The sequence below is a fragment of the Psychrobacter sp. M9-54-1 genome, from assembly GCF_016613355.1.
In the GTDB taxonomy this organism is placed as follows: domain Bacteria; phylum Pseudomonadota; class Gammaproteobacteria; order Pseudomonadales; family Moraxellaceae; genus Psychrobacter; species Psychrobacter faecalis.
Genome location: NZ_JADGFW010000024.1, coordinates 46,767 through 67,750, shown reverse-complemented (window position 1 = coordinate 67,750; position 20,984 = coordinate 46,767). Strand labels below are relative to the sequence as shown.

The following is a 20,984-nucleotide window of genomic DNA, read 5'->3' as shown; positions in this document are numbered from 1 at the left end:
ATGAATTTTGAGGGTATCAACATGGCAAAAGCTAAAACCGACATGCTATTAGACTTTGTCTATGATGGAGTAAACCGGCGCGGACAAAAAGTAAAAGGCGAAACCACCAGTCGTAGCTTGGAGTTGGCGAAAGCCACTTTGCGCAAACAAGGTATCACTGTCAAAGGTATCAAGAAAAAACCCAAGCCTTTATACACTTTTAAAAAGTCTATTAAACCGATTGATATTGCTATTTTTGCCCGCCAGTTGGCCACTATGATGAAAGCTGGCGTGCCGTTAACCCAATCCTTTGAGATTGTTGCTGACTCTCTTGATAACCCGAGCATGAAAGATTTGGTCTTACAAATAAAAGCCGATATCGAAGCGGGCGGCACTTTTGCTTCGGCACTGCGTAAACATCCGCGCTATTTCGATGATCTGTTTTGTTCTCTTGTAGACTCTGGCGAGCAGTCCGGTTCGTTAGAGACCATGCTAGAGCGCGTTGCAACCTATAAAGAAAAAAGTGAGCTGTTAAAAGCCAAAATTAAAAAGGCAATGAAATATCCTATCGCCGTGATTGTCGTTGCCATTATCGTCACTATTATCCTACTGGTTAAAGTTGTTCCTGTATTTGCCGATTTATTTGGTTCATTTGGTGCCGAACTACCGGCGTTTACTCAGATGGTAGTAGGGATGTCAGAATGGATGCAATCTTGGTGGTTTATTTTAATCGTACTGATTGGTGGCGCCGTCATTGGCTTTTCAGAAGCTAAAAAACGCTCTAAGAAGTTTCGCGATTTTTTAGACCGTGCGGTATTAAAAGCACCCATATTTGGCAATATTGCTTATCAAGCCGTTATTGCTCGCTTTGCGCGTACATTATCGACCACCTTTGCTGCTGGTGTACCCCTCATTGATGCTTTAGATTCTACTGCGGGCGCTGCAAATAACGTGGTCTTTTATAACGCCATTCAGCAAATAAAAAACGATGTTTCAACCGGTCAGCAATTGCAATTTTCGATACGCTCAACCAACTTATTCCCAAGTATGGCGATTCAAATGGTTGGTATCGGGGAAGAATCAGGTAGCTTAGAAGAGATGCTCGATAAAGTGGCGGTCTATTACGAAAATGAAGTCGATAACGCCGTCGATGGTTTGACCAGCTTAATGGAGCCGTTAATTATGGCGGTGCTCGGTGTGTTGGTTGGCGGCTTAGTGATTGCCATGTATTTACCAATCTTCCAAATGGGCTCAGTGGTAGGCTAACAGCCACTGCAAGGAAAACGATTTCATGCAATTTATTCAATTATTACAAGAAAATATGACTCTTGCCTTAGTCGTATTTGGTCTACTTGGTCTTTGTGTTGGCAGCTTTTTAAATGTGGTGATTCATCGGACACCGCTCATGATGGTAGCGGCGTGGCGGCAAGAATGTAGCCAGTTTATGGCTGAGCAAGCAGACATGCCGCCTGAACATACGCAACCATTGGCAAACATCGTCGCTGCTGACCCTTCTATTACATTAAGCACACCGGCTTCACGCTGTCCGCACTGCGCTCATAAAATAAAGTGGTATGAAAACATCCCTTTAATAAGCTGGCTTATATTACGCGGGCGCTGCTCAGACTGTAAAGCGGCTATCGGACTACGTTATCCTATTGTTGAGCTGGTAACTGCTCTGCTATCTATGTTGGTCATTTATCAGTTTGGCGTCAGCGCCGCAGGATTATCAGCATTGATTTTGGTTTGGACCCTAGTTGCACTAACAGGTATCGATTTTGATACCCAGCTATTGCCAGATCGCCTAACCTTTCCATTAGCGGGCTTAGGATTGGCGGTAAATTCGCAAGGTTGGTTTGTGTCCCCTACGCAGTCCATTTGGGGACTTTTACTTGGTTTTTTATCTTTGTGGGTCGTGGTAAAAATCTTTTATCTCATTACGAAAAAACACGGCATGGGACAAGGCGATTTTAAATTACTGGCCGTATTGGGTGCTTGGCTTGGGCCTACGATGTTGCCGTTAATTATCTTACTGTCGTCACTGCTTGGTTCTATCGTTGGGATTATTTTGATGAAGAAACAAGGGGAAAGCCGCCCTTTTGCCTTTGGTCCTTATATCGCGATTGCCGGTATCATTGCATTATTATACGGCCCAGATATCGTCAATTGGTATCTAGGAATGTACGCTTAAACCCCTATACTGACGCAAGTAGACGCGCAATTTCTCAAAAATGCGCTTTAACCTGCTAGAATAGGCTATTAGTATATTGTAGCCTCCCTCTTCTATCGGTTAAATAAGTCATTACTATGTCAAATTATGCCTCATCTTCATCTTATTCCTATCAGCCACAGTCGCCCCAATCCAAAAGCAAGACGTTAGTTGTCGGCTTGACCGGCGGTATCGGCAGCGGCAAGTCGGCGGCAAGCGATTGGTTCGCGCAGCAAGGGATTGATATTATTGATGCAGATGTGATTGCTCATCAAGTGGTCGCTAAAGGCAGCGCCACTTTACGCAAAATCAAAAGAAAATTTGGTGATTGGGTATTAAACGATGATGGGGAAATGGATCGCGCCGCCGTGCGCACTCATGTCTTCACCCATCCTGAAGCCTTAATTGAGCTTGAAGCCATCACCCATCCAGCGATACGCGAAGCGGCAAAATTGCAACTAGCAGCCAGTACGTCACCATATGTTGTGCTCTCAGCACCTTTGCTCATTGAAGGTGCAGAAGCAGGGCTTGCCAACTTATGCCAGCGTATTTTGGTAATGGATGCCACCGAAGAAACTCAGCTTGCGCGTGCCAGCCAGCGCGATGAGCAAAGCGTACAAAAGATTAAAGCCATCATGATTAATCAGCTCAGCCGCGAAGAGCGTAATCGTCATGCAGATGATGTGGTGCTTAACGAAAGCGATCTTGCGGCGCTATATTTACAGCTTGAGCCATTACATCAAAACTATCTTACGCTTGCCCAGCAGCTAAAGTTCGCTGCCGATTAATCTCATAGAGCGCCATACCAGTCGCCACACTCACATTTAAGCTTTGCAGGTTACCATGCTCGTTGCCTGACATCGGAATATAAACCAGCTCATCGCAGCTCTCCATCGTCAGGCGACGCATGCCCTCGCCCTCAGAGCCCATAATAATCGCAGTTTTACCCGTCATATCAGCGGCATGTATTGGCTTTGCCTCTGCATTTAATGCGGTTCCAAATACAAAGACGCCAGCGTTTTTAATCTTGCTTAACGTACGAGCCAAATTGGTCACACTAACGATAGGCATCATCTCGGCAGCCCCTACCGATACTTTCGCAACGGTTGGCGTCAGGCTTGCCGCATGGTGTTTGGGGCAAATAACGGCATCAACGCCCATGGCCACTGCAGTACGTAAGCAGGCGCCAAAGTTATGCGCGTCGGTAATTTGGTCGAGAACCAATAATAAGCACTGCTCACGCTTAGCAATGGTATCCAATAAACCTTCGTCAGCGAACCCTAACGGACGCGCATTAAGCACCACGCCTTGATGTTGCGGGCTGCCGCACAGCTGAGTAAGCTTATCTTTTTGTGTCGGTTGAATACTAATACCATTATCACGTGCTTGCGCCATGATCGCTTGCACATGGCTGTCGCTCTCACGTCCTTGTTGGACAAATAAGCTGAGCCCATCAAGCGGGCGGTATTCGAGTAAGGCTTCAATCGCGTGAATGCCATAAAAATAGCTGGGTTTTGCCATAGGGAATCTACAATATAAAAGTGGTATCGCGTACGGCGATAAAAAATAGGAAATACAGTTAGTCCTAAATAAAATCAGTACAAATATGATAACGCGCTACTGGTATTCATTACTGGTATTCATTTTCCTCGCTTGCTATGCCTACGCAGACAGAGGCTGCGCAAAATGAATGCCAGTAACTCTATGTTCATTTTGTAGCGGACCGCCTATATAACGATAATTGTAGCAATTAACGCGTAGCGAAACGAAAAATTATTAAAATAATTGCCAAAAAAAAGAAATAAACCTTCGCATAAGGTTTATTTCTTTTAACTTGTTTATTTAAAGGTGGGGCAAGTTGTCTTTTGACACCTTTAATCGTATGATTTTTTAGCCAGCTTAACCTTCTAAATGACAGATATACTGCACGATTTCTTCTGTGCGCAAATTAAAACCACTATTGCCTTCGACCACGAATGACTGTCCTGCGCGGTAGTAGCTAAATTCTTCCTCACCGTTTATTTTGACCTCACACTCACCGCTGATGATTTCGATGCGCTCCGAAGTATTGGTGCTAAAGTGATAGTGCTCAACCAAATTGTCGCAAGGCAAAATAACCCCGAGCGTTTTATGGCGACCGTCCTCAAACATAATGGTATGGCTTGAGCAACGACCGTCGTAGGATATCGTGGCTTGAGCATTGACTGTTACATTGGTAAATTGCGCCGCTGTCATAGTGGCTTCCTTATCAAATAATTATTGCCAAACTAAAAGACCAAATTGAAAAACTAAATAGCAGAATAACTCATCGCTTAAATGACAGTTCTATTACAACTTTTTGACGATTCACTCTATATTTAGCTCGATACAACTGTTAACCAAATAAAGACTCGCATAGAGAATACACTATGGAAAGTAATGATGAAACGCTTACTTTATCTAGCATGAACTCACCTCTCGTCTTTTACTAGAAACATCATAGATAGCAGATTGTATGAAAATCTGGTGGTAAGAGTTTATCATTATGTGAGATTATGCTACCACATTATATCTATAAAGTTTGTTACAGCGACTAGGAAAGTTGCGCTTATTGTTAAATGAATACCTAGCTTTGATTACCTTTAAAATTTGTATTTCCTACCTTTTGCCACCATAATATTTGCCAATTGTCTTTATCTTATTAGCACCATATACCAAAGCTGTTTTTCTTTACTTATCCTATTGTAGACCTAAAAATCAGCCTAATTGCTGATATTTATTGTCTGCCATGAGAGGCGTTGATGCTCGTATCATTAACTTTACAGCAGTTTGCATTGATTGCTCAGCATGAGCTGAGCATGGCTGAAGGCTTCAATGTCATCACCGGTGAGACAGGTGCTGGCAAGTCATTATTACTAGATGCGCTGTCTTTGTGCGTAGGCGAGCGCGCTGATAGTGCCATGGTCAGGCACGGCGCGGCATATGCTGATATCTATGCGCAGTTTGATGTAGAAAATAATGACGTCGTGGCAGAATGGTTTGCCAAAAACGAGCGCTCTTTAGAAGAACCTGAAGTCCTGATTCGCCGTCAGCTTAGTAATACAGGCCGCTCTAAAGCCTGGTTAAATGGCACGCCGGTCAGCTTAGCGGAATTAAAAAGCTTAGGCGCTTTATTGGTAAACATTCATAGTCAACATGCTCAGCAAGCCTTACTAAAGCCACAATTTGTGGTGCAATGGCTTGACGAGATGGCACAAATCACGCCACTTGCTGTACAAACGACCAGCAGCTATCAAGCTTATCAGCAGCTCAAACGCCGCGCTGATGATATCGCCAGCCGCGAAGCTCAGCGTCAAGATCGCATTCAATTGTTGCAAAGCCAGCTTGCTGACATTGCGCCGCTACTCGCGGTTGATTATGCAGAAGTTGAAGCGGAGCACGAAGAGCTGTCTAATATCGAAGCGTTGATGACGGAAGCCAGTCACGGCTTGCACCTGCTCGATAATGACACTGATGAGCCGGATGTCATGACCTTGCTCGGGCAAGCGATTAAGCTTTGCGACAATCAAATGGGCGTCAGTCAAACCTTTGAGCAGGCGTCCGAACAGTTGCATTTGGCGCAGCAGCAAATCACTGAGGTCACAGGCTTACTATCGGATTATGCTGAGCAGCAATTACCCGACCCTGAGCGCTTGCAAACACTCGATAGCTTAATCAGTCTTGGGCACCGCTTGTCGCGTAAGCATGGCTTGCCCGCAAGCGATTTGATTGATGAAGCAAAGCAGTGGCAAGCGCAATTAGAACAGTTAGAAAACCAGCCAAGTAGCGATGCGATAGCAGCGCAAATCGAGCAAGCATGGCAAGAGTATTTGTCACTTGCCACTGAGCTTAATAAACAGCGCTCAAAAGCGGCGCCAAAAGTCAGTAAACAGCTGATTGCGCAATTACAACCGCTTGCCCTGCCAAATGCGCGCTGCGAGTTTGTCTTTACCAAAAAGACCGATCCTAACCAGTATAATGGTCAAGGCTGCTATGATATCGATTTGTTGTTTAGCGCCAACGTCGGTATGCCCATGCAGCCGCTACATAAAATTGCCTCAGGTGGTGAGCTGTCGCGGATGGCACTGGTGATGCAAGTTCTGCAAGCGACCAATGCTAATAATAATGCTGCCAAGCCAATGCTCGTCTTTGATGAAGTGGATGTTGGTATCAGTGGCGGTACGGCGCAAGTGGTTGGTGAGCTGTTACGCGCGCTTGGGCAGACGCAGCAGCTATTGGCCATTACCCACCAAGCACAAGTTGCGGCGCAAGCGCATCAGCATATCTTGGTACAAAAACATCATGATGAGCAAACCGAAAGCGAGCTATTAATCTTAACCGATAGCGCGCAAGTCGATGAGCTGGCCCGTATGTCTGGCGGGGTGACCATCACGGATGTCACCCGTGACCATGCGCGTAGCTTATTAAGCGATGTTAAATAATGATTATTGATTGATGGCTATTGATTGATGGTTATGAAATGGTTGGCAGCTAAATGATTAATAGCAAATTACTCACAAATAATCGCTAAACATTTGCTTTAGTTGATTTTTTACACCTAAACGCCATATAGTGGTCTATCCTCTTGATAATTTCACCTTTAATATTAGGTTGCGTTTGTTTCTATGTCTAAAGCCAATTTGACCCATCATTTCTTAATCGCGGCGCCCGAGCTGTCAGACCCACGGTTTGAGCAGGCGCTGATTTATATCTGTCGCCATGATAAACATGGGGCGCTCGGTCTGATGGTCAATCGTCCGATAGAGCAAGCGCGCGTCGGCAAACTGCTAGAAGACTTAGGTATCGAAGTGACCGATCCGCAAGTAATGGAAGATATGGCGCTAGAAGGGGGTCCTATGTATCCAGAAGTCGGTTTTGTCTTGCACACCGGTCAACCAGAATGGGCGTCTTCTTTCGCCATATCAGAAAACGTCTGTATTACTACCAGTCAAGATATTCTAAAACGCATCGCCGCCGGTCAAGGTGTTGGGCATTATCAGCTGTGCTTAGGTCATGCCAGCTGGGGTAAAAAACAGCTCGACCAAGAACTTGCGAGTGGCGACTGGCTCGTCTGCCCGGCTGATTTAAACTTATTGTTTGATACGCCATTTGCAGAACGCTGGCAAATCGCTGCCGATAAGATTGGCGTTAATTTTGACTATTTGAGCAGCGATATTGGTCATGCCTAGCGTTATATATTAAGTGCTATATACTGAGCAGCATTTGCTTAATGATGACAGAAACAGGAAGTACCTCAAATTATGGTCAATAGTATTCTTGCAGATAGCGCGGGCGCTATAACTACTGATAGCACAGACGTTATAAATGCTGATAGCGCTACAGAGCCAACGATTAAGCCGCATCTTATTTTGGCGCTCGATTATGGCGTCAAAAAGATGGGCATGGCGCTAGGCAACTCTATTACCGAGACGGCACGTGCCTTTGATATTTTGGCGATGAATAATGGTCAGCCGGATTGGGACAACCTGCTTGGTATTATCAAAGTTTGGGGCGTGGCAAAAGTGGTGATCGGATTACCATTAAACATGGATGGGAGCAGCTCAATGCTGTCCAAGCGGGCGCACAAATTTGCTCGTCGGTTGGCGCATAGAATTATGGAGCAGCGTTTACCCGTCATTGTCTCTCTCTGTGATGAACGCCTGACCTCAGTAGCAGCACGCGAAATTGCGTGGGAAAACGGCTGGATTCAAAACGAGCGCGATCCGATTGATGATATCTCCGCTTGTATCCTAATGTCGACGTATTTTGCTGATCCGAGTAGCAGTATCGCTATCGACGCCATTAAAGCGGATTAATAGTAGGGTAAAGCCATGACTAACCTCCCCCTCTTTTTTTATATCGTCTAAACGAATAAATGACTGATTAATATGACCACTGTCTCAGACCAATCTTTGCAAAACAAGTCGCAACGTGGCTTTGCACCGCTCGCGATTGCACGTATCAAAGGCGCTCAGCGAGCAAACCAGATAGCGATTTATCTTATTTATGCTGCTATCCTCGCCTTTATGGTCTTTGGCACCATTGCCAGTATCAAGGCCTTTCATGACAATCAGCTGCTGTATCAACTCTTCTATAACTTGCCCTACGCTTTGGTGGCGCTTACGATTCCTATTACTATCTATGATGCCTTGGTTATTTATCGTTATCGCTTAAATCAGCCGTCAATGATTGCCATGAGTATTGGTGTATCGACGGTTATATTACTTGGCGGGCTATTATTTGCTGATACTGCTTGGTTAGGTTTGGCATGTTGGCTTGGGGTGGCGTTTTTATTTAAGGTGAGCTTTAAGCGCTTTTTTAACTTTTTAGACGCTGAAGAAACGTCTGAAAATGTTAAAGAAACATAAAACTTCCTGATAAAAATGCCATCACTAATAAAGAACTGAAAACATTCACCATATTTTATTGATTTAAAAAACGACTATGACAACTTCAACATCTGATAGTACCATTCAACATCATTTAGATACCCAAGGGCTGATTTGCCCTGAGCCGGTGATGATGCTACATCGAACCATACGTAATGCCGAAGCTGGCGCAGTGATTGAGATACTCGCTACAGATCCTGCGACCACTCGCGATATTCCTAATTTTTGCCGTCACTTGGGGCACGAGCTTGTAAAGCAAGAAACGCTTGCTGAAAATGTGCCTTTAAATGTTGATCCGGATGAAATCACAATTGCGGACGATGATGATGCGCCTATTAACGCCACCCTTTATCGGTATTTGGTCAAGAAAAAGAATGCTTAAAGCATTTAATTAAGCTTAAAGCACTCATAGCATCCGCGCACTCATAGCATCCAGATATCTTTGCTTTGTACGAAACATATCATTCACAAATTAAAGGTAGATAGCATGTTAGCACCCCAAAAGCAGTATGTGCAGTGGCTCGAAAACAAAGACGGCAGCGAGACGTTACATCAAGCACTTTGGGTGTCGGAAAGCAATCATGCGCCACCTGCGCGTATTGTGTTGGTCGATGATAAAACGACCGCCGATGAGGCTTACCGTTTGGCTTGCGAAGGCACTTCACTACTGTGGCACGGTGACTTTCATAATGCACGGCAATTGCTACAAGCGCTCAATCGACGCATCGAGCGTACCAATGAGCGCTCTGAGCTACGTAAAATGAAAAAAGCAGCAAATCAATCTGCGAAATCCAATAAAAATGTAGATAAATCTTCAGAGTTATTCAAAGACATTCCTAACTTATTTCATCAGCAGCGCCAATTGCAAGCCCAGCGTGCGCGCATATTAAGCCGTCTGCTACTCGAGCTTGATGCCAATTATGTCAGCCAATTACGCCGCGCCCCTGATATGAGTGCAGCTTGCATAGCTGCTTTTGGTCAGTTGGATAATGAACTGAATGAGTCGTATGTGCTGTCGTTTCGTGACTTACAAGGAGCGCTTGGTGCAGCGCAGTGGCGCGAAAAAGGCGTTCCGATTGATGGTTTAGATTTATCAATATTCCCGCATTATGGTGTCTTTGCCCCAACCCGCCATGAATATGTACAGCTATTACTCGATGCGCCACTGCCAGATACTTGTGATGTTGCTTATGATATCGGTACGGGCACTGGCTTGCTGGCAATTATCTTGGCGCAGCGCGGTGTCAAACAGGTAATTGCCACCGACTTAAATCCGCGAGCTTTAACCTGTGCCAGCGAAAATTTTACGCGATTAGAATTAGCTAATGTGCAGTTGCAGCAAGCGGATCTGTATCCAACGGATGCTCCGCTCGCCAATTTAATTGTCTGTAATCCGCCTTGGTTGCCTGCTAAGCCAAGCTCGCCATTAGAGTATGCCGTTTATGATGCCAATAGCAAAATGCTGTGTGGGTTTTTGCAAAGCGCGAAAACTCATTTAGTCGAGCATGGAGAAGTCTGGTTGATTCTGTCGGATTTGGCTGAGCACCTGCACCTGCGCACTCGTGAGGAATTATTAAGCTGGTTTTTTGATAGTGGTCTGAAAGTGAAATACCGGCTTGATACCAAACCTAAGCATGGTCGCAGTCAGGATGAGTCTGATCCGCTATATGCAGCGAGGAGTAGCGAGGTCACTTCGTTATGGTGTTTAGAACCTGCCTAATCTTTAATAATTGATAATTAATCATTGAGTATCAAATTATGAGCCGCGACCGTGCTGTGCAACAGCGCCAACCTAAAGCGCTCGCCATCGATGACGAGCCAGCTTACATCACTGAGTTTCGGCAAGCAATGCTTGCCCGTGGACTTGCAACGCGGACGCGTAACGCTTATGTGCGCGACTTGCGTTCTTGCGAGTTGACCAATCCTATCGCGCTGACAAAATGGCAGCCTGAAGACGTGCTGCACTGTTTATCAACCCTTACCATCGAGGGCAAAACGCCGCGCACGCAAGCACGTATGCTCTCAAGCTTGCGCCAGTTCTACCTTTGGATGATTGCCAGTAATCTGCGCGAAGACAATCCTTGCGAGCGTATCAAAAGCCCCAAATTAGGTCGTCCACTGCCAAAGGATTTGAGCGAGGCCGATGTCGACAATCTCCTCGCCGCGCCTGACACTAGCACCGCACTCGGACTGCGTGATAAAGCCATGTTAGAGGTGCTCTATGCGTGCGGTCTGCGCGTCAGTGAGCTGATTAATCTATCATTAGAACAAGTCAATCTAAACGCTGGTTGGCTACAAATTACCGGTAAAGGCAATAAAACCCGACTGGTGCCACTCGGCGAATATGCAAGCGATGCGCTAGAAGATTATCTAACGCATGCTCGTGGTGATTTGATTGCGCATTTGAAATCGGGTAATTGCCAAGCAGTATTTTTGACCGCGCAAGGCGGCTATATGACACGGCAGAACTTTTGGTATCTATTAAAAAAATACGCCAAAGTTGCCAGCATTGATAAAGAATTATCACCACATACCTTACGTCACGCCTTTGCCACTCATTTGCTCAATCACGGCGCAGACTTGCGTAGCGTGCAGTTATTACTGGGGCACAGTGATTTATCAACCACGCAGATTTATACCCATGTGGCGACGGCGAGATTACAAAAGCTGCATGCCGAGCATCATCCGCGCGGTTAAAACTGAAATTAAAGATTTATTGATGATTGTAAAAGGAATATAACGTGTTGCAAGCTCAGCCATCTACTCTGCCTACCCTAACAAAAGGGCAAAATTCTGCCCTCAAAAACCTGACCATCATGGGTTATCTAGAAGGCACGTCTTTTTTATTATTGCTTGGTATCGCCATGCCACTAAAATATATGATGGGTGTTACTGAAGCCGTGAAATATATCGGTATGGCGCATGGGGCATTGTTTATCGCCTATATTTTGATGCTACTGATTGCAACGAGCAAAATAAAAATGCCGCTATGGGCAATGCCTGCAGGTGTGCTCGGCTCATTTTTACCATTTGGTCCGTTTATATTTGATCATTTATTAAAGAAAAGTTTGAGGAAGTAGAATGCGCCTTGCGTATCCATGTTAGATATTGTCTTGATTAAGGTGCGCTAGGCGCACCCTACTTCTTTTCTTCAACCCTTGCTACAATTCTATCAATCCCTAGCTGCAAACCTGCCCTTTTCTCGTTACAATACCTGCCATAGCTTATTAACCTTTTACCTATCTACTATCCGAGAATCCCATGAGCCACCCATTAAACCATAAGCCTCCTGCTGACCTATTAAAAAGCGCCGAACACTGGCGTGAAGACATTCATTTTCGCCAAGATGTGCTGGGCAAGCCGTTTGATTTTGCGACCACGTGGGGTATTTTTTCACCGCAAAAGCTCGATGATGGTAGCTTGATGCTGCTTGATTACGTGGATTTTCAAGCGGACGATGATTCGATCGATTTGGGCTGTGGTTATGGCGTGCTTGGGATGACGGCGGCGCGTGAATGCCCGAATGGTCAGCATACCTTAATTGATAAGGATTTTATGGCGGTAGAATATGCGCGCTTGAATTGCGAGAAAAACGGTCTAAAGAATGTCGATGTACATTTATCAAATGGCTTTAACCATGTGGCAAAAGACAAAGACTTTAGCCTTGTGATGTCGAACTTGCCCGCTAAAGTCGGCAAAGAGCAGCATTATCTGTATTTCCTTGATGCTTATGCGCGCATGCGTCAAGGTGGGCGTTTTTATGTAGTGACAATCAATGGTTTACGTCAGTTTATGAAGCGCTCGTTTACCGAAGTCTTTGGCAATAGCGAAAAGGTTAAACAAGGTAAAACCTATACCATTACCATGGCGACCAAAGACTAAGCTTAAGCAACTTAAAAGCTGCACAAAAAATCCCGCTAACACGATGATGTGTTAGCGGGTTTTTTTACCTAAATTTTTAGAACTATATTTTTACAATTATATTTGCCGCTTCAACAAATACCCGCCCAATATCGCACTGGCGATAATCGGTAATAGCACCATTAATAACGGCGAAAAACCAGTCGCCAATGAGACAAAGCCAACCAAGTCTTGCACATAACTAAACAGCAAGCCAAATAGCAATGCCACGACGATGCGTAAGCCCAAGCTATGCGTACGTAGTGAGCCAAAGACGAATGAACAGGCAACAATCACTAGCGATAAAATCGATAATGGTGACAGCAGCTTTTGCCAAAAGGCCAACTCATGACTTAACGAGCGCGTGCCTTGCTGGCGCATAAATTGGCGATGCTCATATAATTGAGTCAATGACAAATCTTCGGCCTTACGAGTGAGTAAATACACCGACTCAGGCGCGAAGGGCAAACTCAAGGTATCTGACGGTGCGATAGCTTGGCTACTCTCAAAGCCCTGACCAATCATCAGCTTGGTCATATTATTCAGCTGCCACTCGTAACGATATTGCTCGCTCGGTTTGCTGCTATTAGTATCTATTGCTTCGCGGCCGATATATTTGCCGCCCTCGGCATGAATAGCAGTTTGCAGATTGCCATTATTGTCTAAATGCCAACGTTTAACTTCGCCGATATTGCCTTGCACATCGGCATAATCGATATACAAAATATCGCTGCCATCTGGCTTGGCACTGCCGTCTTTTGTACTCTCAAAGCGTGGCTGTACTGTCCAATAACCGCGTACCGAGGTGACAAGCGAGCTATTGTCTTGATCGTTAATTTCTTGCGCTAATTGATTAGAATGCGGTAGGACAAACTGATTAATCACCAATGCCAATAGCACAAAAATCAAGGCCGGTTGCAATACCCAACTGACGATACGATAAACGCTGACGCCAGCGGCGCGCATAACGACCAGCTCGCTTTTATTGGCTAGTAAACCCAAACCAACCACCGCACCAAGTAACGCACCCGTTGGGATAAATTGCTCTAAGAAGTACGGCGAGCGATAAAAAATATATTTAATCGCCTCGCCCATCGTATAGTTATCATCTAACGAATCCAGCTCAGACAAATAAGAAAATACCAGCTGCAATGCCCACAAGCCTATAACCGCGCCGATGATGGCGAGCAAAGCATTAAGCTTGACGTAACGGCTCAGCACCTTTAGATTGGTTGGTTTTGGCGCAAGTTTTAGCTTAGGGCTGGGCGAATTTGGCTTTGATGAATTAGAATTTGATGATTTAGAGAATAAAGCGCTCATTAGGATTGTCCTCCTTGTGAGCCATTACTTTTATGGTCAATATTGCCTTGATGCTCGCTAACGGTTAACAGCTCATCTGGTTTGCGAAAGCGCAAACGATGCTGGACGCGGCTGCCCCAATTCATATAAAGCGCTAATGCCATAAACCCTAAAACCAGCCATGCATACGCCCAAACGCTAACACTGCCTTTGCTTACCGCGTTTTTGAGTGAAATAATGCCAAGCGCACAGCTGACAAACAATAAAATCGATGGGAATAGACGCAACCAGCGACCTTGGCGCGGACGTACTTGCGCCAGTGGCACGGCGAGCATCGGTGCGATAATCATGAGCCAAGGCAAAGCCAGACGATAGCCAAGCTCCCCTTGCGCCGCTCGAAGTGCGTTTTCACTATTTACTGCTGTACTGCCCGTTGCGGCTTGCCATAATGGGCCTATCGCTTGGGTTTCGATATTGGCTTCGGTGATGACCTCTTTGGAGGATTCGGTCAAGGTGATACGGTAGCGATCAAAGCCCACTTGGTTGTATTTTAGACTGCCTGCGCCGACTTCATAACGGCGACCTTGGAACAAATCTAGTTGAGTAACGCCGCTACTGCCGGTATCTACTTGCTGAGCGCGTTTGGCAAGGGTAATGGTATCTTTACTGATAGCATTGTTGCTTATAAGCGCGTTTGGCAGCTCTGGGATATTTAATTGCTCAGCGGTTTCTGGGTCGATATTATTATTTACATCAGCGGCCGCGTTTTTCGCCGTACTGCCTTTGGCTTTAGGCTCAGATTGAATCAATATCACATCTTGCAATTGTTTTTTATCATCGCTCAAGCTGCCGACATATAAATGATAATTGCCACTACTGATAAACTGATTGGGACGTATCAAATCAAAAGCACTGGTCAACGCTTGCTGTTGCCACACGCTCTCCGATGAGCGTACGCCCCACGGTTTTCCAACAATAGATAAGGCCGCCTCTCCAACAAATAATGCCAATATCAGCGGCGTCATCAAACGTCCAAGCTTACCACGCGACACGCCGCTGGCATTAATCACCGCCATCTCTTGGTCGACGTATAAGCGCCCGAATACTAGCATGAGTGCGATAAAAAATGCCAATGGCAGGATAAGCTCTAAGAAGTAGGGTAAATTATAACCAATGATGGTAAATAATAAACTGATGTCTAAATTGCCTTCTGCGGCAATACCGAAATAACGGATTAAGCGGCCGCCGAGCATCATCACCACTAAAAACCCCAACACCAAAGCGGTCGTTGAGGCAACTTGTTGAGTCATATAGCGGCGTAATATCACAATAGGCACTCTTTAGAAAAAGGTTGGTATGCGCACAATTTAGCGCAGTTTGACTGGCGCTATGTTATAAACAGTAGCGATAAAGATAACCGCTAATCCTAGCATATTTTGCTCAAAAATGGCTGTGAAATGTGTTGGAAAACATTGCATGCATCTTGCTATAAGCCTTGATTGTTTGGTTCATAATAGCTAAAACTAACAAAGCCTACAGCGTAAATTATTTATAAGAATACCTTAATCTATGGATGAATCTGTTAACTATTTACGCCGTATGTTTGCTTTATACTATTTAGCAAAGTTTGTTTGTCCTTGGTATCCTTTGCCGCGCTTTTTTAGGTTTTGTTGCTAAACTACTGTTTCTGCCAAATTTAAATGGTACAAATACTTTAAACAGCACAAATAAATAGGTAGTCGATTCAAAAAAATATAGAATTGCTATATGGATAGCGACGCCGCGCTCGCTGCGCACTCGCCTCGCAATATGCTACACTATTGTGCTAGCTGCATAAGTAACGGCATTTAAAAAGTATTATTTTAAAAAGCACGAATACATTAATAAAATACGTCATTTCATAACTCTAATAAGGATAACTATATGAATATTAAATTAACGCAAACCCTGCCAAAAACCCATACACAAAAAATACTTAAAAAAGAAGCCAAAAGTAAAGACGCTGCCTGTCTTGTGGTGCTCATCGATGATAAGAAAAACATCTTAGCTGAAGCGCAATTGAGCGATTATCAAAGCCGTATTGCGCAATTGATGGAAGTATCACATTTTAATGGTAAAGCCTGCGAAACCGTCGCTGATTATGCGCTCGCTGGCGACAAGAAAACCACGAAAGAAAACCCAGTACAGCTATTACTCGTTGGTGTGGGTAATCTTGATAAGCTTGGTCACAGCGTATTGCAAAAAATCGCCAATACCATCTATCAAAGCACGCAAAAACGTGTTGACTCTATCACCGTTGCTTTAGGTGATGCTTTAGAAGAAAATCATTTCAGCCAGTTTGCCCTTAATTTATTGGCAGCAAGCTACCGTTTTGATAAATACAAATCTGAACAAAGCACGCCTGTTTTAACCGACATCTATTTATTGGCTGACGAGTCATTAGAAGCTGCGTTAACATTTGCCGAAGCGGTATTCGCTGGTCAAAGCTTGACCCGTGATGTCGCCAATGAGCCGGGCAATATCTGTTTCCCTGCTTACATGGCCGAACAAGCCGAAGCGCTTGCTAAAGCTTATCCTGACTTATTAAAAGTCACCGTCTTGGGTGAAGATGAGATGTCAGCGCTGGGTATGAACTGCTTCTTAGCGGTTGCCCAAGGTTCAGCCAAAGAAGGCAAATTGGTATTGTTAGAGTACCGCGGTAAATCTAACTTTAGCGCTAAAGTCGGCGCTAACAAAATCGCCAATAGTGGTGCAAAAGTAACAGGCGGTCTAAAAGCCTTGGCGGATAAATTACCGACCAAAGCTGCTAGTAAAAAATCTGACAAAAACAGCGATGTAAAAACTGTCAATGATGATGCGCCTATCGTCTTAGTCGGTAAGGGCGTGACCTTTGATTCAGGCGGTATCTCAATCAAACCTGGTGCGGCGATGGATGAGATGAAATTTGATATGGGCGGTTCAGCATCGGTACTTGGTACGATTAAAGCTTTATGTGAAGCGCGTCTCCCGATTAACGTCGTTGGTGCGCTTGCTTGTGCGGAAAACATGCCATCAGGTGATGCCACGCGCCCAGGCGATATTGTCAAAGCCATGAATGGCAAATCGGTTGAAATCTTAAATACCGATGCCGAAGGTCGTTTGGTGTTGGCCGATACGTTATGCTACGTCCAGCGCTATCAGCCAAAAGCCATCATCGATGTGGCAACGTTGACCGGCGCTTGTGTGGTTGCCTTAGGTCACGTGCGCTCAGCGGTATTTAGTAATGACGAAGACGTGTTATTTGAATTAGAAAACGCCAGTCATTTATCGGGCGATTTAATCTGGCATATGCCGTTAGATGATGAGTATCAAACACAGCTTGACTCGCCTATCGCTGATATGCAAAACATCGGTGGTAAAGGTGGCGGGGCTATCACAGCTGCTTGCTTCTTATCGCGCTTCGTTGAAGAAGGTCAAGCATGGGCGCATTTGGATATCGCTGGTACGGCATGGAACTCAGGTAAAGACAAAGCAGCAACTGGTCGCCCTGTTCCGCTATTTATGCAATACCTCAAAAACAGCGCAAACAATGCCTAATCTGCTATTAATAATCCATTGGTAAAATACCAATTTATGAAAATGAATTTATGAATATCAGTTTTTATATTTTAAGTGAGAGTAAAGCCCAAGATATCTTGGGCTTTATTTGTCAATTGACCCAAACCGCGCTGAATAAAAGCGCTCAGTCGCTGTTGATTCTCATTGATAAAGATGATGAATTGCTATCGACACTTGATGAGGCGCTATGGTCATATGATGCCGCAAGCTTTATACCGCATCAGCGACTTTTGCACGCTACTATTTCTGAGCCTAAAGATGCTAGCAAATCTGTGCAAGAGAATAACGAGGCATTAGCCCCTGTTTTACTTAGCAGTTATATGCCAGCGGATTTTAAAGGTATTGTCCTAAATACCACCATCCATCCTGTCAATCGTTTTATGGCAGCGACCAATAATGCCCAGCCTACTCGGGTGCTTGAGCTGATAAAACCTGACCCTGAGAGTACGCAAGAAGGTCGGTATAAATACAAAGCCTATCAACGATTGGGCTACGAGCTGACCCATTTTAAGGTTTAGCTATAAAATCCCTTTATTTCTCGTCCTAAAAAACACTTCTATTTTTTCACATTGCGCACTTTTACTTCACCTTATGTGCTTAGGTAGGCATTGGTTAAAGGTAGGCGTTTATCTTAAAAAAATGCTACCATCCTTCGATTACTTTTCCGTTCTATTATAAATTTTATATTTATTGTCTAAGTCGAGGGTGTATAGATGCGTTCATTGATTGCAATGTACCAGCGTATAGGGCTGGTGCCGCTTATTATTATCGGTTTAATATTAGGCGTTTTGATTGGCTGGCTGGCACCAAATATCGGTATTGCGCTGGGCCTATTAGGGACGCTATTTGTCGGCGCGCTAAAAGCAGTCGCGCCGATATTGGTCTTTATTTTGGTCATGGCAGCGATTAGCCAACATCGCAGTGGCAATGAAGTGTACGTCAAGCCGGTGTTGATTATGTATATGTTTGGCACTTTTTTGGCAGCACTGACCGCCGTTGGCGCAAGCTTTTTATTCCCTACCGAGCTAATATTGGTCAATGCCAACATTGAGCAAGTACCCCCTGCTAACCTGCAAGAAGTACTCACCAACTTGCTGATGAATTTGGTTGCCAACCCTGTGCAGGCTATCGCTGATGCCAATTATATTGGTATTTTAGCGTGGGCAATCATCATTGGTTTTGCCCTACGTCAAGCCAGCGATACCGCGCGAGCCGTGGTCAGTGATTTTTCTGATGCCATCTCGCAAGTGGTCAAATGGGTCATTGCGCTAGCGCCATTTGGTATTTTAGGCTTGGTTGCCAATACCGTCGCTGAGACAGGCTTTGCCGCCCTAGCAGGTTATGCGCGCATCTTGATGGTACTGGTCGGTTGTATGTTGTTTATTGCGCTAGTAGTCAACCCTATTATCGTCTTAGTTAAGACGGGTAAAAACCCTTTCCCACTGGTATTTACTTGTCTGCGTGAATCGGGGATTACCGCGTTTTTTACCCGTTCATCAGCCGCCAATATTCCGGTTAATATGAACCTTGCGCATAAATTGGGTCTACACGAAGACACTTATTCAGTCACCATTCCGCTAGGTGCAACCATCAATATGGCGGGCGCGGCGATTACCATTAACGTCTTAACGCTAGCAGCAGCGCATACACTTGGTATCGAAGTAAGCTTTGCCTCAGCGCTACTACTAAGTTTGGTCGCAACGATTAGTGCTTGCGGCGCTTCTGGTGTGGCTGGTGGTTCGCTACTTTTAATTCCATTAGCTGCGAGCTTATTTAGTATTCCAAACGACATCGCCATGCAAGTGGTGGCAATTGGCTTTATCATCGGGGTGGTACAAGATTCCGCTGAAACTGCCTTAAACTCATCAACAGACGTCTTATTTACCGCTGCCGCTGATCCAAAATATGCGCGTTAGTTGTTAGTTGTTATTTGTTAGTTATTGACGTTGGTTTTAATGAAAAACCGTCATTTTTAAAGCGGTATTTTTAATAGTATAAAGGGTCTCATTTAGAGACCCTTTTTTATGGATAATAATAAGACGTTGGCTATTTTAAATGCTCGACGTCTACTTCAATCACCGGCATCTGCATATCAAGCTGGCGCTTAAATTGGCGCAGCTGCTCAACCTCATCTAGTAACTCCAGTATCAAACCAATCGCCGGCACGCTGGCTTCAAAGTCGCGGCTGAGTCGCGAGGCACGGCGTACGGTTGTCAGCTGATAACCGGTAAATTGCTGACGCTCTGGTACATCATATTCGATAATATTTTCTTCAAGCAATTCGATGACCCATTGGCGCTCTTGCCCACAGGCAGATACAAGCTCATCTAGGCTCAAGATAATGTCGGTAAATTCAGGCGAATGTTTCATAATGATTATCCTCGTTTGCGCTTTATTTTATCGTATGGTCTTTATCTCTATTACAGGGCGATTATTCATAATTCATCACAGTTAAAAACTGATAGCACCAATCGTTAATAATAGCTGTCAACATCAGACGTTAATACCCGCCGTTAACGACTGATACTGGTATCAGCAAACGCTTCTTTAAGCTGTTCATAAGCTTTTATGGCCGCTTCGCTGCTGACATCAGGATTGACGATGTTTAAGGTCAAATATAGATTGCCGGCTTGCTTCGCAGGAATACCTTTACCTTTTAGGCGTAAATTGCTACCTGATTTGCTGTTTTTAGGAATCGTCACCCCAAGTGAGCCAGCTGGAGTATTAACGGTGATTTTTTCACCGAGCGCCGCTTCCCAAGGCGCAATATTAACGGTTTGATAAACATCGGCGCCTTCAATGCGGATATTATCAGCGTGACTGATTTTAACCTTTAAAAATAAATCGCCGTTTTTACCACCGCCGATACCAGCAGCCCCTTGTCCTGCTAAGCGGATTTGTTTGCCGTCAGTGATGCCCTTAGGAATTTTAATTTTAAGAGTTTTATTTTCATAATCGACACTACCATTCGCCTGACGCACGGGCACATTTAGCTTGATGCTATAATCATCGCCGCTATAGACCGAAGCCAAATCCACGGTAATCTCCGCATGTTGGTCTTGACCTTGGCTATTTTGCGACCTAAAGCCACCCTGCTGCGATTGTCCGCGCGCACCGCCGCCAAAAGCGGAGAAAATATCATCGAAGCGAAAACCGCCACCACCATAAGCCTCACCTTCACCAAACTGATCTTTGATGTCTTCCCAGCGAAAACCGCCTTGTCCACCAGCCGATTGGCCACCAAAACCGCCGAAACCACCAGCGGCACCTGCACCGGCAAAAGGGTTGTCTAGCATAGCATCGTATTCTGCGCGCTTGTCTTTATCCCTGAGGGTTTCATAAGCATTATTGATTTCCGCGATTTTATTATCAGCGTCTGGATCATCACTGACGTCAGGGTGATATTGGCGTACCAGCTTACGATATTTCTTTTTAATTTCAGCATCGCTGGCATCTTTTTTGACGCCCAAAATGTCATAGTAATTTTTCTCTGCCATGTTATTTTTCCTCAATATAAAAGCCTTTGAATAAGACTGCTATGCCAATGTAAACGAAACGATGGACCGGTTTGTATGAGAGCGATATAACGCATA

21 protein-coding genes are annotated in these 20,984 nt (G+C 44.8%); 15 read left to right on the top strand and 6 right to left on the bottom strand.

The features are described 5' to 3' along the window. Positions 1-21: 21 nt before the first annotated feature. From IQ457_RS09905 to coaE, 3 genes are all read left to right on the top strand, one after another. Entirely contained in the window at positions 22-1,245 is a 1,224-nt protein-coding gene (locus IQ457_RS09905) for a type II secretion system F family protein (RefSeq protein ID WP_200663034.1), read from the top strand. A gap of 25 nt (positions 1,246-1,270) precedes the next feature. Further along, the gene (locus tag IQ457_RS09900; RefSeq protein WP_200663033.1) at positions 1,271-2,170 is read left to right on the top strand and encodes a prepilin peptidase; all 900 of its coding nucleotides are present in this window, start codon (positions 1,271-1,273) and stop codon (positions 2,168-2,170) included. 116 nt (positions 2,171-2,286) lie between these two features. After that, the gene (coaE, locus tag IQ457_RS09895) at positions 2,287-2,976 is read left to right on the top strand and encodes a dephospho-CoA kinase (RefSeq protein WP_200663032.1); all 690 of its coding nucleotides are present in this window, start codon (positions 2,287-2,289) and stop codon (positions 2,974-2,976) included. Here the strand turns inward: coaE and rlmB are convergent. Further along, on the bottom strand, positions 2,939-3,709 hold the full coding sequence (rlmB, locus tag IQ457_RS09890; RefSeq protein WP_200663031.1) for a 23S rRNA (guanosine(2251)-2'-O)-methyltransferase RlmB: 771 nt from the start codon (positions 3,707-3,709) through the stop codon (positions 2,939-2,941). The two genes, coaE and rlmB, sit on opposite strands and share 38 nt — an antisense overlap. A gap of 378 nt (positions 3,710-4,087) precedes the next feature. After that, entirely contained in the window at positions 4,088-4,423 is a 336-nt protein-coding gene (ppnP, locus tag IQ457_RS09885) for a pyrimidine/purine nucleoside phosphorylase (RefSeq protein WP_068407914.1), read from the bottom strand. 545 nt (positions 4,424-4,968) lie between these two features. On the opposite strand from ppnP, the gene recN reads away from it, so the two are divergent. From recN to IQ457_RS09840, 9 genes are all read left to right on the top strand, one after another. Then, positions 4,969-6,648: a DNA repair protein RecN gene (gene recN / locus IQ457_RS09880; RefSeq protein ID WP_200663030.1), complete on the top strand. Its 1,680-nt coding sequence runs from the start codon at positions 4,969-4,971 to the stop codon at positions 6,646-6,648. Between the two features lie 183 nt (positions 6,649-6,831). Beyond that, positions 6,832-7,395, top strand: coding sequence for a YqgE/AlgH family protein (locus tag IQ457_RS09875; protein WP_144296863.1), 564 nt, complete (start codon positions 6,832-6,834; stop codon positions 7,393-7,395). Between the two features lie 72 nt (positions 7,396-7,467). Continuing rightward, positions 7,468-8,022, top strand: coding sequence for a Holliday junction resolvase RuvX (ruvX, locus tag IQ457_RS09870; protein WP_207161731.1), 555 nt, complete (start codon positions 7,468-7,470; stop codon positions 8,020-8,022). Between the two features lie 72 nt (positions 8,023-8,094). Continuing rightward, entirely contained in the window at positions 8,095-8,574 is a 480-nt protein-coding gene (locus IQ457_RS09865; RefSeq protein ID WP_200663029.1) for a hypothetical protein, read from the top strand. 76 nt (positions 8,575-8,650) lie between these two features. Then, positions 8,651-8,977 carry a sulfurtransferase TusA gene (tusA, locus tag IQ457_RS09860; RefSeq protein WP_200663028.1) on the top strand — a complete coding sequence of 109 codons (327 nt, stop codon included), beginning with the start codon at positions 8,651-8,653 and terminating at the stop codon, positions 8,975-8,977. 105 nt (positions 8,978-9,082) lie between these two features. Next, on the top strand, positions 9,083-10,315 hold the full coding sequence (locus tag IQ457_RS09855; RefSeq protein WP_200663027.1) for a methyltransferase: 1,233 nt from the start codon (positions 9,083-9,085) through the stop codon (positions 10,313-10,315). 38 nt (positions 10,316-10,353) lie between these two features. Next, entirely contained in the window at positions 10,354-11,292 is a 939-nt protein-coding gene (xerD, locus tag IQ457_RS09850) for a site-specific tyrosine recombinase XerD (protein WP_200663026.1), read from the top strand. Positions 11,293-11,336: 44 nt separating this feature from the next. Beyond that, entirely contained in the window at positions 11,337-11,675 is a 339-nt protein-coding gene (locus IQ457_RS09845; RefSeq protein ID WP_200663025.1) for a DUF3817 domain-containing protein, read from the top strand. 181 nt (positions 11,676-11,856) lie between these two features. Then, the gene (locus IQ457_RS09840; RefSeq protein ID WP_200663024.1) at positions 11,857-12,477 is read left to right on the top strand and encodes a class I SAM-dependent methyltransferase; all 621 of its coding nucleotides are present in this window, start codon (positions 11,857-11,859) and stop codon (positions 12,475-12,477) included. A gap of 96 nt (positions 12,478-12,573) precedes the next feature. Here IQ457_RS09840 and lptG read toward each other — a convergent pair whose 3' ends face one another. Beyond that, positions 12,574-13,815, bottom strand: coding sequence for an LPS export ABC transporter permease LptG (gene lptG / locus IQ457_RS09835; protein ID WP_200663023.1), 1,242 nt, complete (start codon positions 13,813-13,815; stop codon positions 12,574-12,576). Beyond that, the gene (locus IQ457_RS09830) at positions 13,815-15,104 is read right to left on the bottom strand and encodes an LPS export ABC transporter permease LptF (RefSeq protein ID WP_200663022.1); all 1,290 of its coding nucleotides are present in this window, start codon (positions 15,102-15,104) and stop codon (positions 13,815-13,817) included. The genes lptG and IQ457_RS09830 overlap by 1 nt, the downstream gene beginning before the upstream one ends. Positions 15,105-15,717: 613 nt before the next feature. On the opposite strand from IQ457_RS09830, the gene IQ457_RS09825 reads away from it, so the two are divergent. The 3 genes from IQ457_RS09825 (at position 15,718) to sstT (ending at position 19,307) form a co-directional block, all read left to right on the top strand. Beyond that, positions 15,718-17,370, top strand: a complete 1,653-nt coding sequence (locus IQ457_RS09825) for a leucyl aminopeptidase (protein ID WP_200663021.1) — start codon at positions 15,718-15,720, stop codon at positions 17,368-17,370. Between the two features lie 50 nt (positions 17,371-17,420). Then, positions 17,421-17,909: a DNA polymerase III subunit chi gene (locus IQ457_RS09820; RefSeq protein ID WP_200663020.1), complete on the top strand. Its 489-nt coding sequence runs from the start codon at positions 17,421-17,423 to the stop codon at positions 17,907-17,909. A gap of 195 nt (positions 17,910-18,104) precedes the next feature. Then, the gene (sstT, locus tag IQ457_RS09815) at positions 18,105-19,307 is read left to right on the top strand and encodes a serine/threonine transporter SstT (RefSeq protein WP_200663019.1); all 1,203 of its coding nucleotides are present in this window, start codon (positions 18,105-18,107) and stop codon (positions 19,305-19,307) included. A gap of 130 nt (positions 19,308-19,437) precedes the next feature. Here the strand turns inward: sstT and IQ457_RS09810 are convergent, their stop codons facing one another. Both IQ457_RS09810 and IQ457_RS09805 read right to left on the bottom strand, forming a co-directional pair. Beyond that, positions 19,438-19,761: a chaperone modulator CbpM gene (locus IQ457_RS09810; protein WP_068407333.1), complete on the bottom strand. Its 324-nt coding sequence runs from the start codon at positions 19,759-19,761 to the stop codon at positions 19,438-19,440. Positions 19,762-19,904: 143 nt separating this feature from the next. Next, the gene (locus IQ457_RS09805) at positions 19,905-20,888 is read right to left on the bottom strand and encodes a DnaJ C-terminal domain-containing protein (protein ID WP_200663018.1); all 984 of its coding nucleotides are present in this window, start codon (positions 20,886-20,888) and stop codon (positions 19,905-19,907) included. Between the last annotated feature and the right edge of the window lie 96 nt (positions 20,889-20,984).

Excerpts from the sequence above, each read along its gene's own strand:
- recN (WP_200663030.1), top strand. The coding sequence starts at position 4,969 with ATGCTCGTATCATTAACTTTACAGCAGTTTGCATTGATTGCTCAGCAT.
- IQ457_RS09830 (WP_200663022.1), bottom strand. The coding sequence starts at position 15,104 with ATGACTCAACAAGTTGCCTCAACGACCGCTTTGGTGTTGGGGTTTTTA.
- IQ457_RS09825 (WP_200663021.1), top strand. The coding sequence starts at position 15,718 with ATGAATATTAAATTAACGCAAACCCTGCCAAAAACCCATACACAAAAA.
- sstT (WP_200663019.1), top strand. The coding sequence starts at position 18,105 with ATGCGTTCATTGATTGCAATGTACCAGCGTATAGGGCTGGTGCCGCTT.
- IQ457_RS09810 (WP_068407333.1), bottom strand. The coding sequence starts at position 19,761 with ATGAAACATTCGCCTGAATTTACCGACATTATCTTGAGCCTAGATGAG.
- IQ457_RS09865 (WP_200663029.1), top strand. The coding sequence starts at position 8,095 with ATGACCACTGTCTCAGACCAATCTTTGCAAAACAAGTCGCAACGTGGC.
- IQ457_RS09855 (WP_200663027.1), top strand. The coding sequence starts at position 9,083 with ATGTTAGCACCCCAAAAGCAGTATGTGCAGTGGCTCGAAAACAAAGAC.
- IQ457_RS09840 (WP_200663024.1), top strand. The coding sequence starts at position 11,857 with ATGAGCCACCCATTAAACCATAAGCCTCCTGCTGACCTATTAAAAAGC.
- IQ457_RS09820 (WP_200663020.1), top strand. The coding sequence starts at position 17,421 with ATGAATATCAGTTTTTATATTTTAAGTGAGAGTAAAGCCCAAGATATC.
- ppnP (WP_068407914.1), bottom strand. The coding sequence starts at position 4,423 with ATGACAGCGGCGCAATTTACCAATGTAACAGTCAATGCTCAAGCCACG.
- IQ457_RS09805 (WP_200663018.1), bottom strand. The coding sequence starts at position 20,888 with ATGGCAGAGAAAAATTACTATGACATTTTGGGCGTCAAAAAAGATGCC.
- IQ457_RS09900 (WP_200663033.1), top strand. The coding sequence starts at position 1,271 with ATGCAATTTATTCAATTATTACAAGAAAATATGACTCTTGCCTTAGTC.
- xerD (WP_200663026.1), top strand. The coding sequence starts at position 10,354 with ATGAGCCGCGACCGTGCTGTGCAACAGCGCCAACCTAAAGCGCTCGCC.
- tusA (WP_200663028.1), top strand. The coding sequence starts at position 8,651 with ATGACAACTTCAACATCTGATAGTACCATTCAACATCATTTAGATACC.
- ruvX (WP_207161731.1), top strand. The coding sequence starts at position 7,468 with ATGGTCAATAGTATTCTTGCAGATAGCGCGGGCGCTATAACTACTGAT.
- rlmB (WP_200663031.1), bottom strand. The coding sequence starts at position 3,709 with ATGGCAAAACCCAGCTATTTTTATGGCATTCACGCGATTGAAGCCTTA.
- coaE (WP_200663032.1), top strand. The coding sequence starts at position 2,287 with ATGTCAAATTATGCCTCATCTTCATCTTATTCCTATCAGCCACAGTCG.
- lptG (WP_200663023.1), bottom strand. The coding sequence starts at position 13,815 with ATGAGCGCTTTATTCTCTAAATCATCAAATTCTAATTCATCAAAGCCA.
- IQ457_RS09905 (WP_200663034.1), top strand. The coding sequence starts at position 22 with ATGGCAAAAGCTAAAACCGACATGCTATTAGACTTTGTCTATGATGGA.
- IQ457_RS09875 (WP_144296863.1), top strand. The coding sequence starts at position 6,832 with ATGTCTAAAGCCAATTTGACCCATCATTTCTTAATCGCGGCGCCCGAG.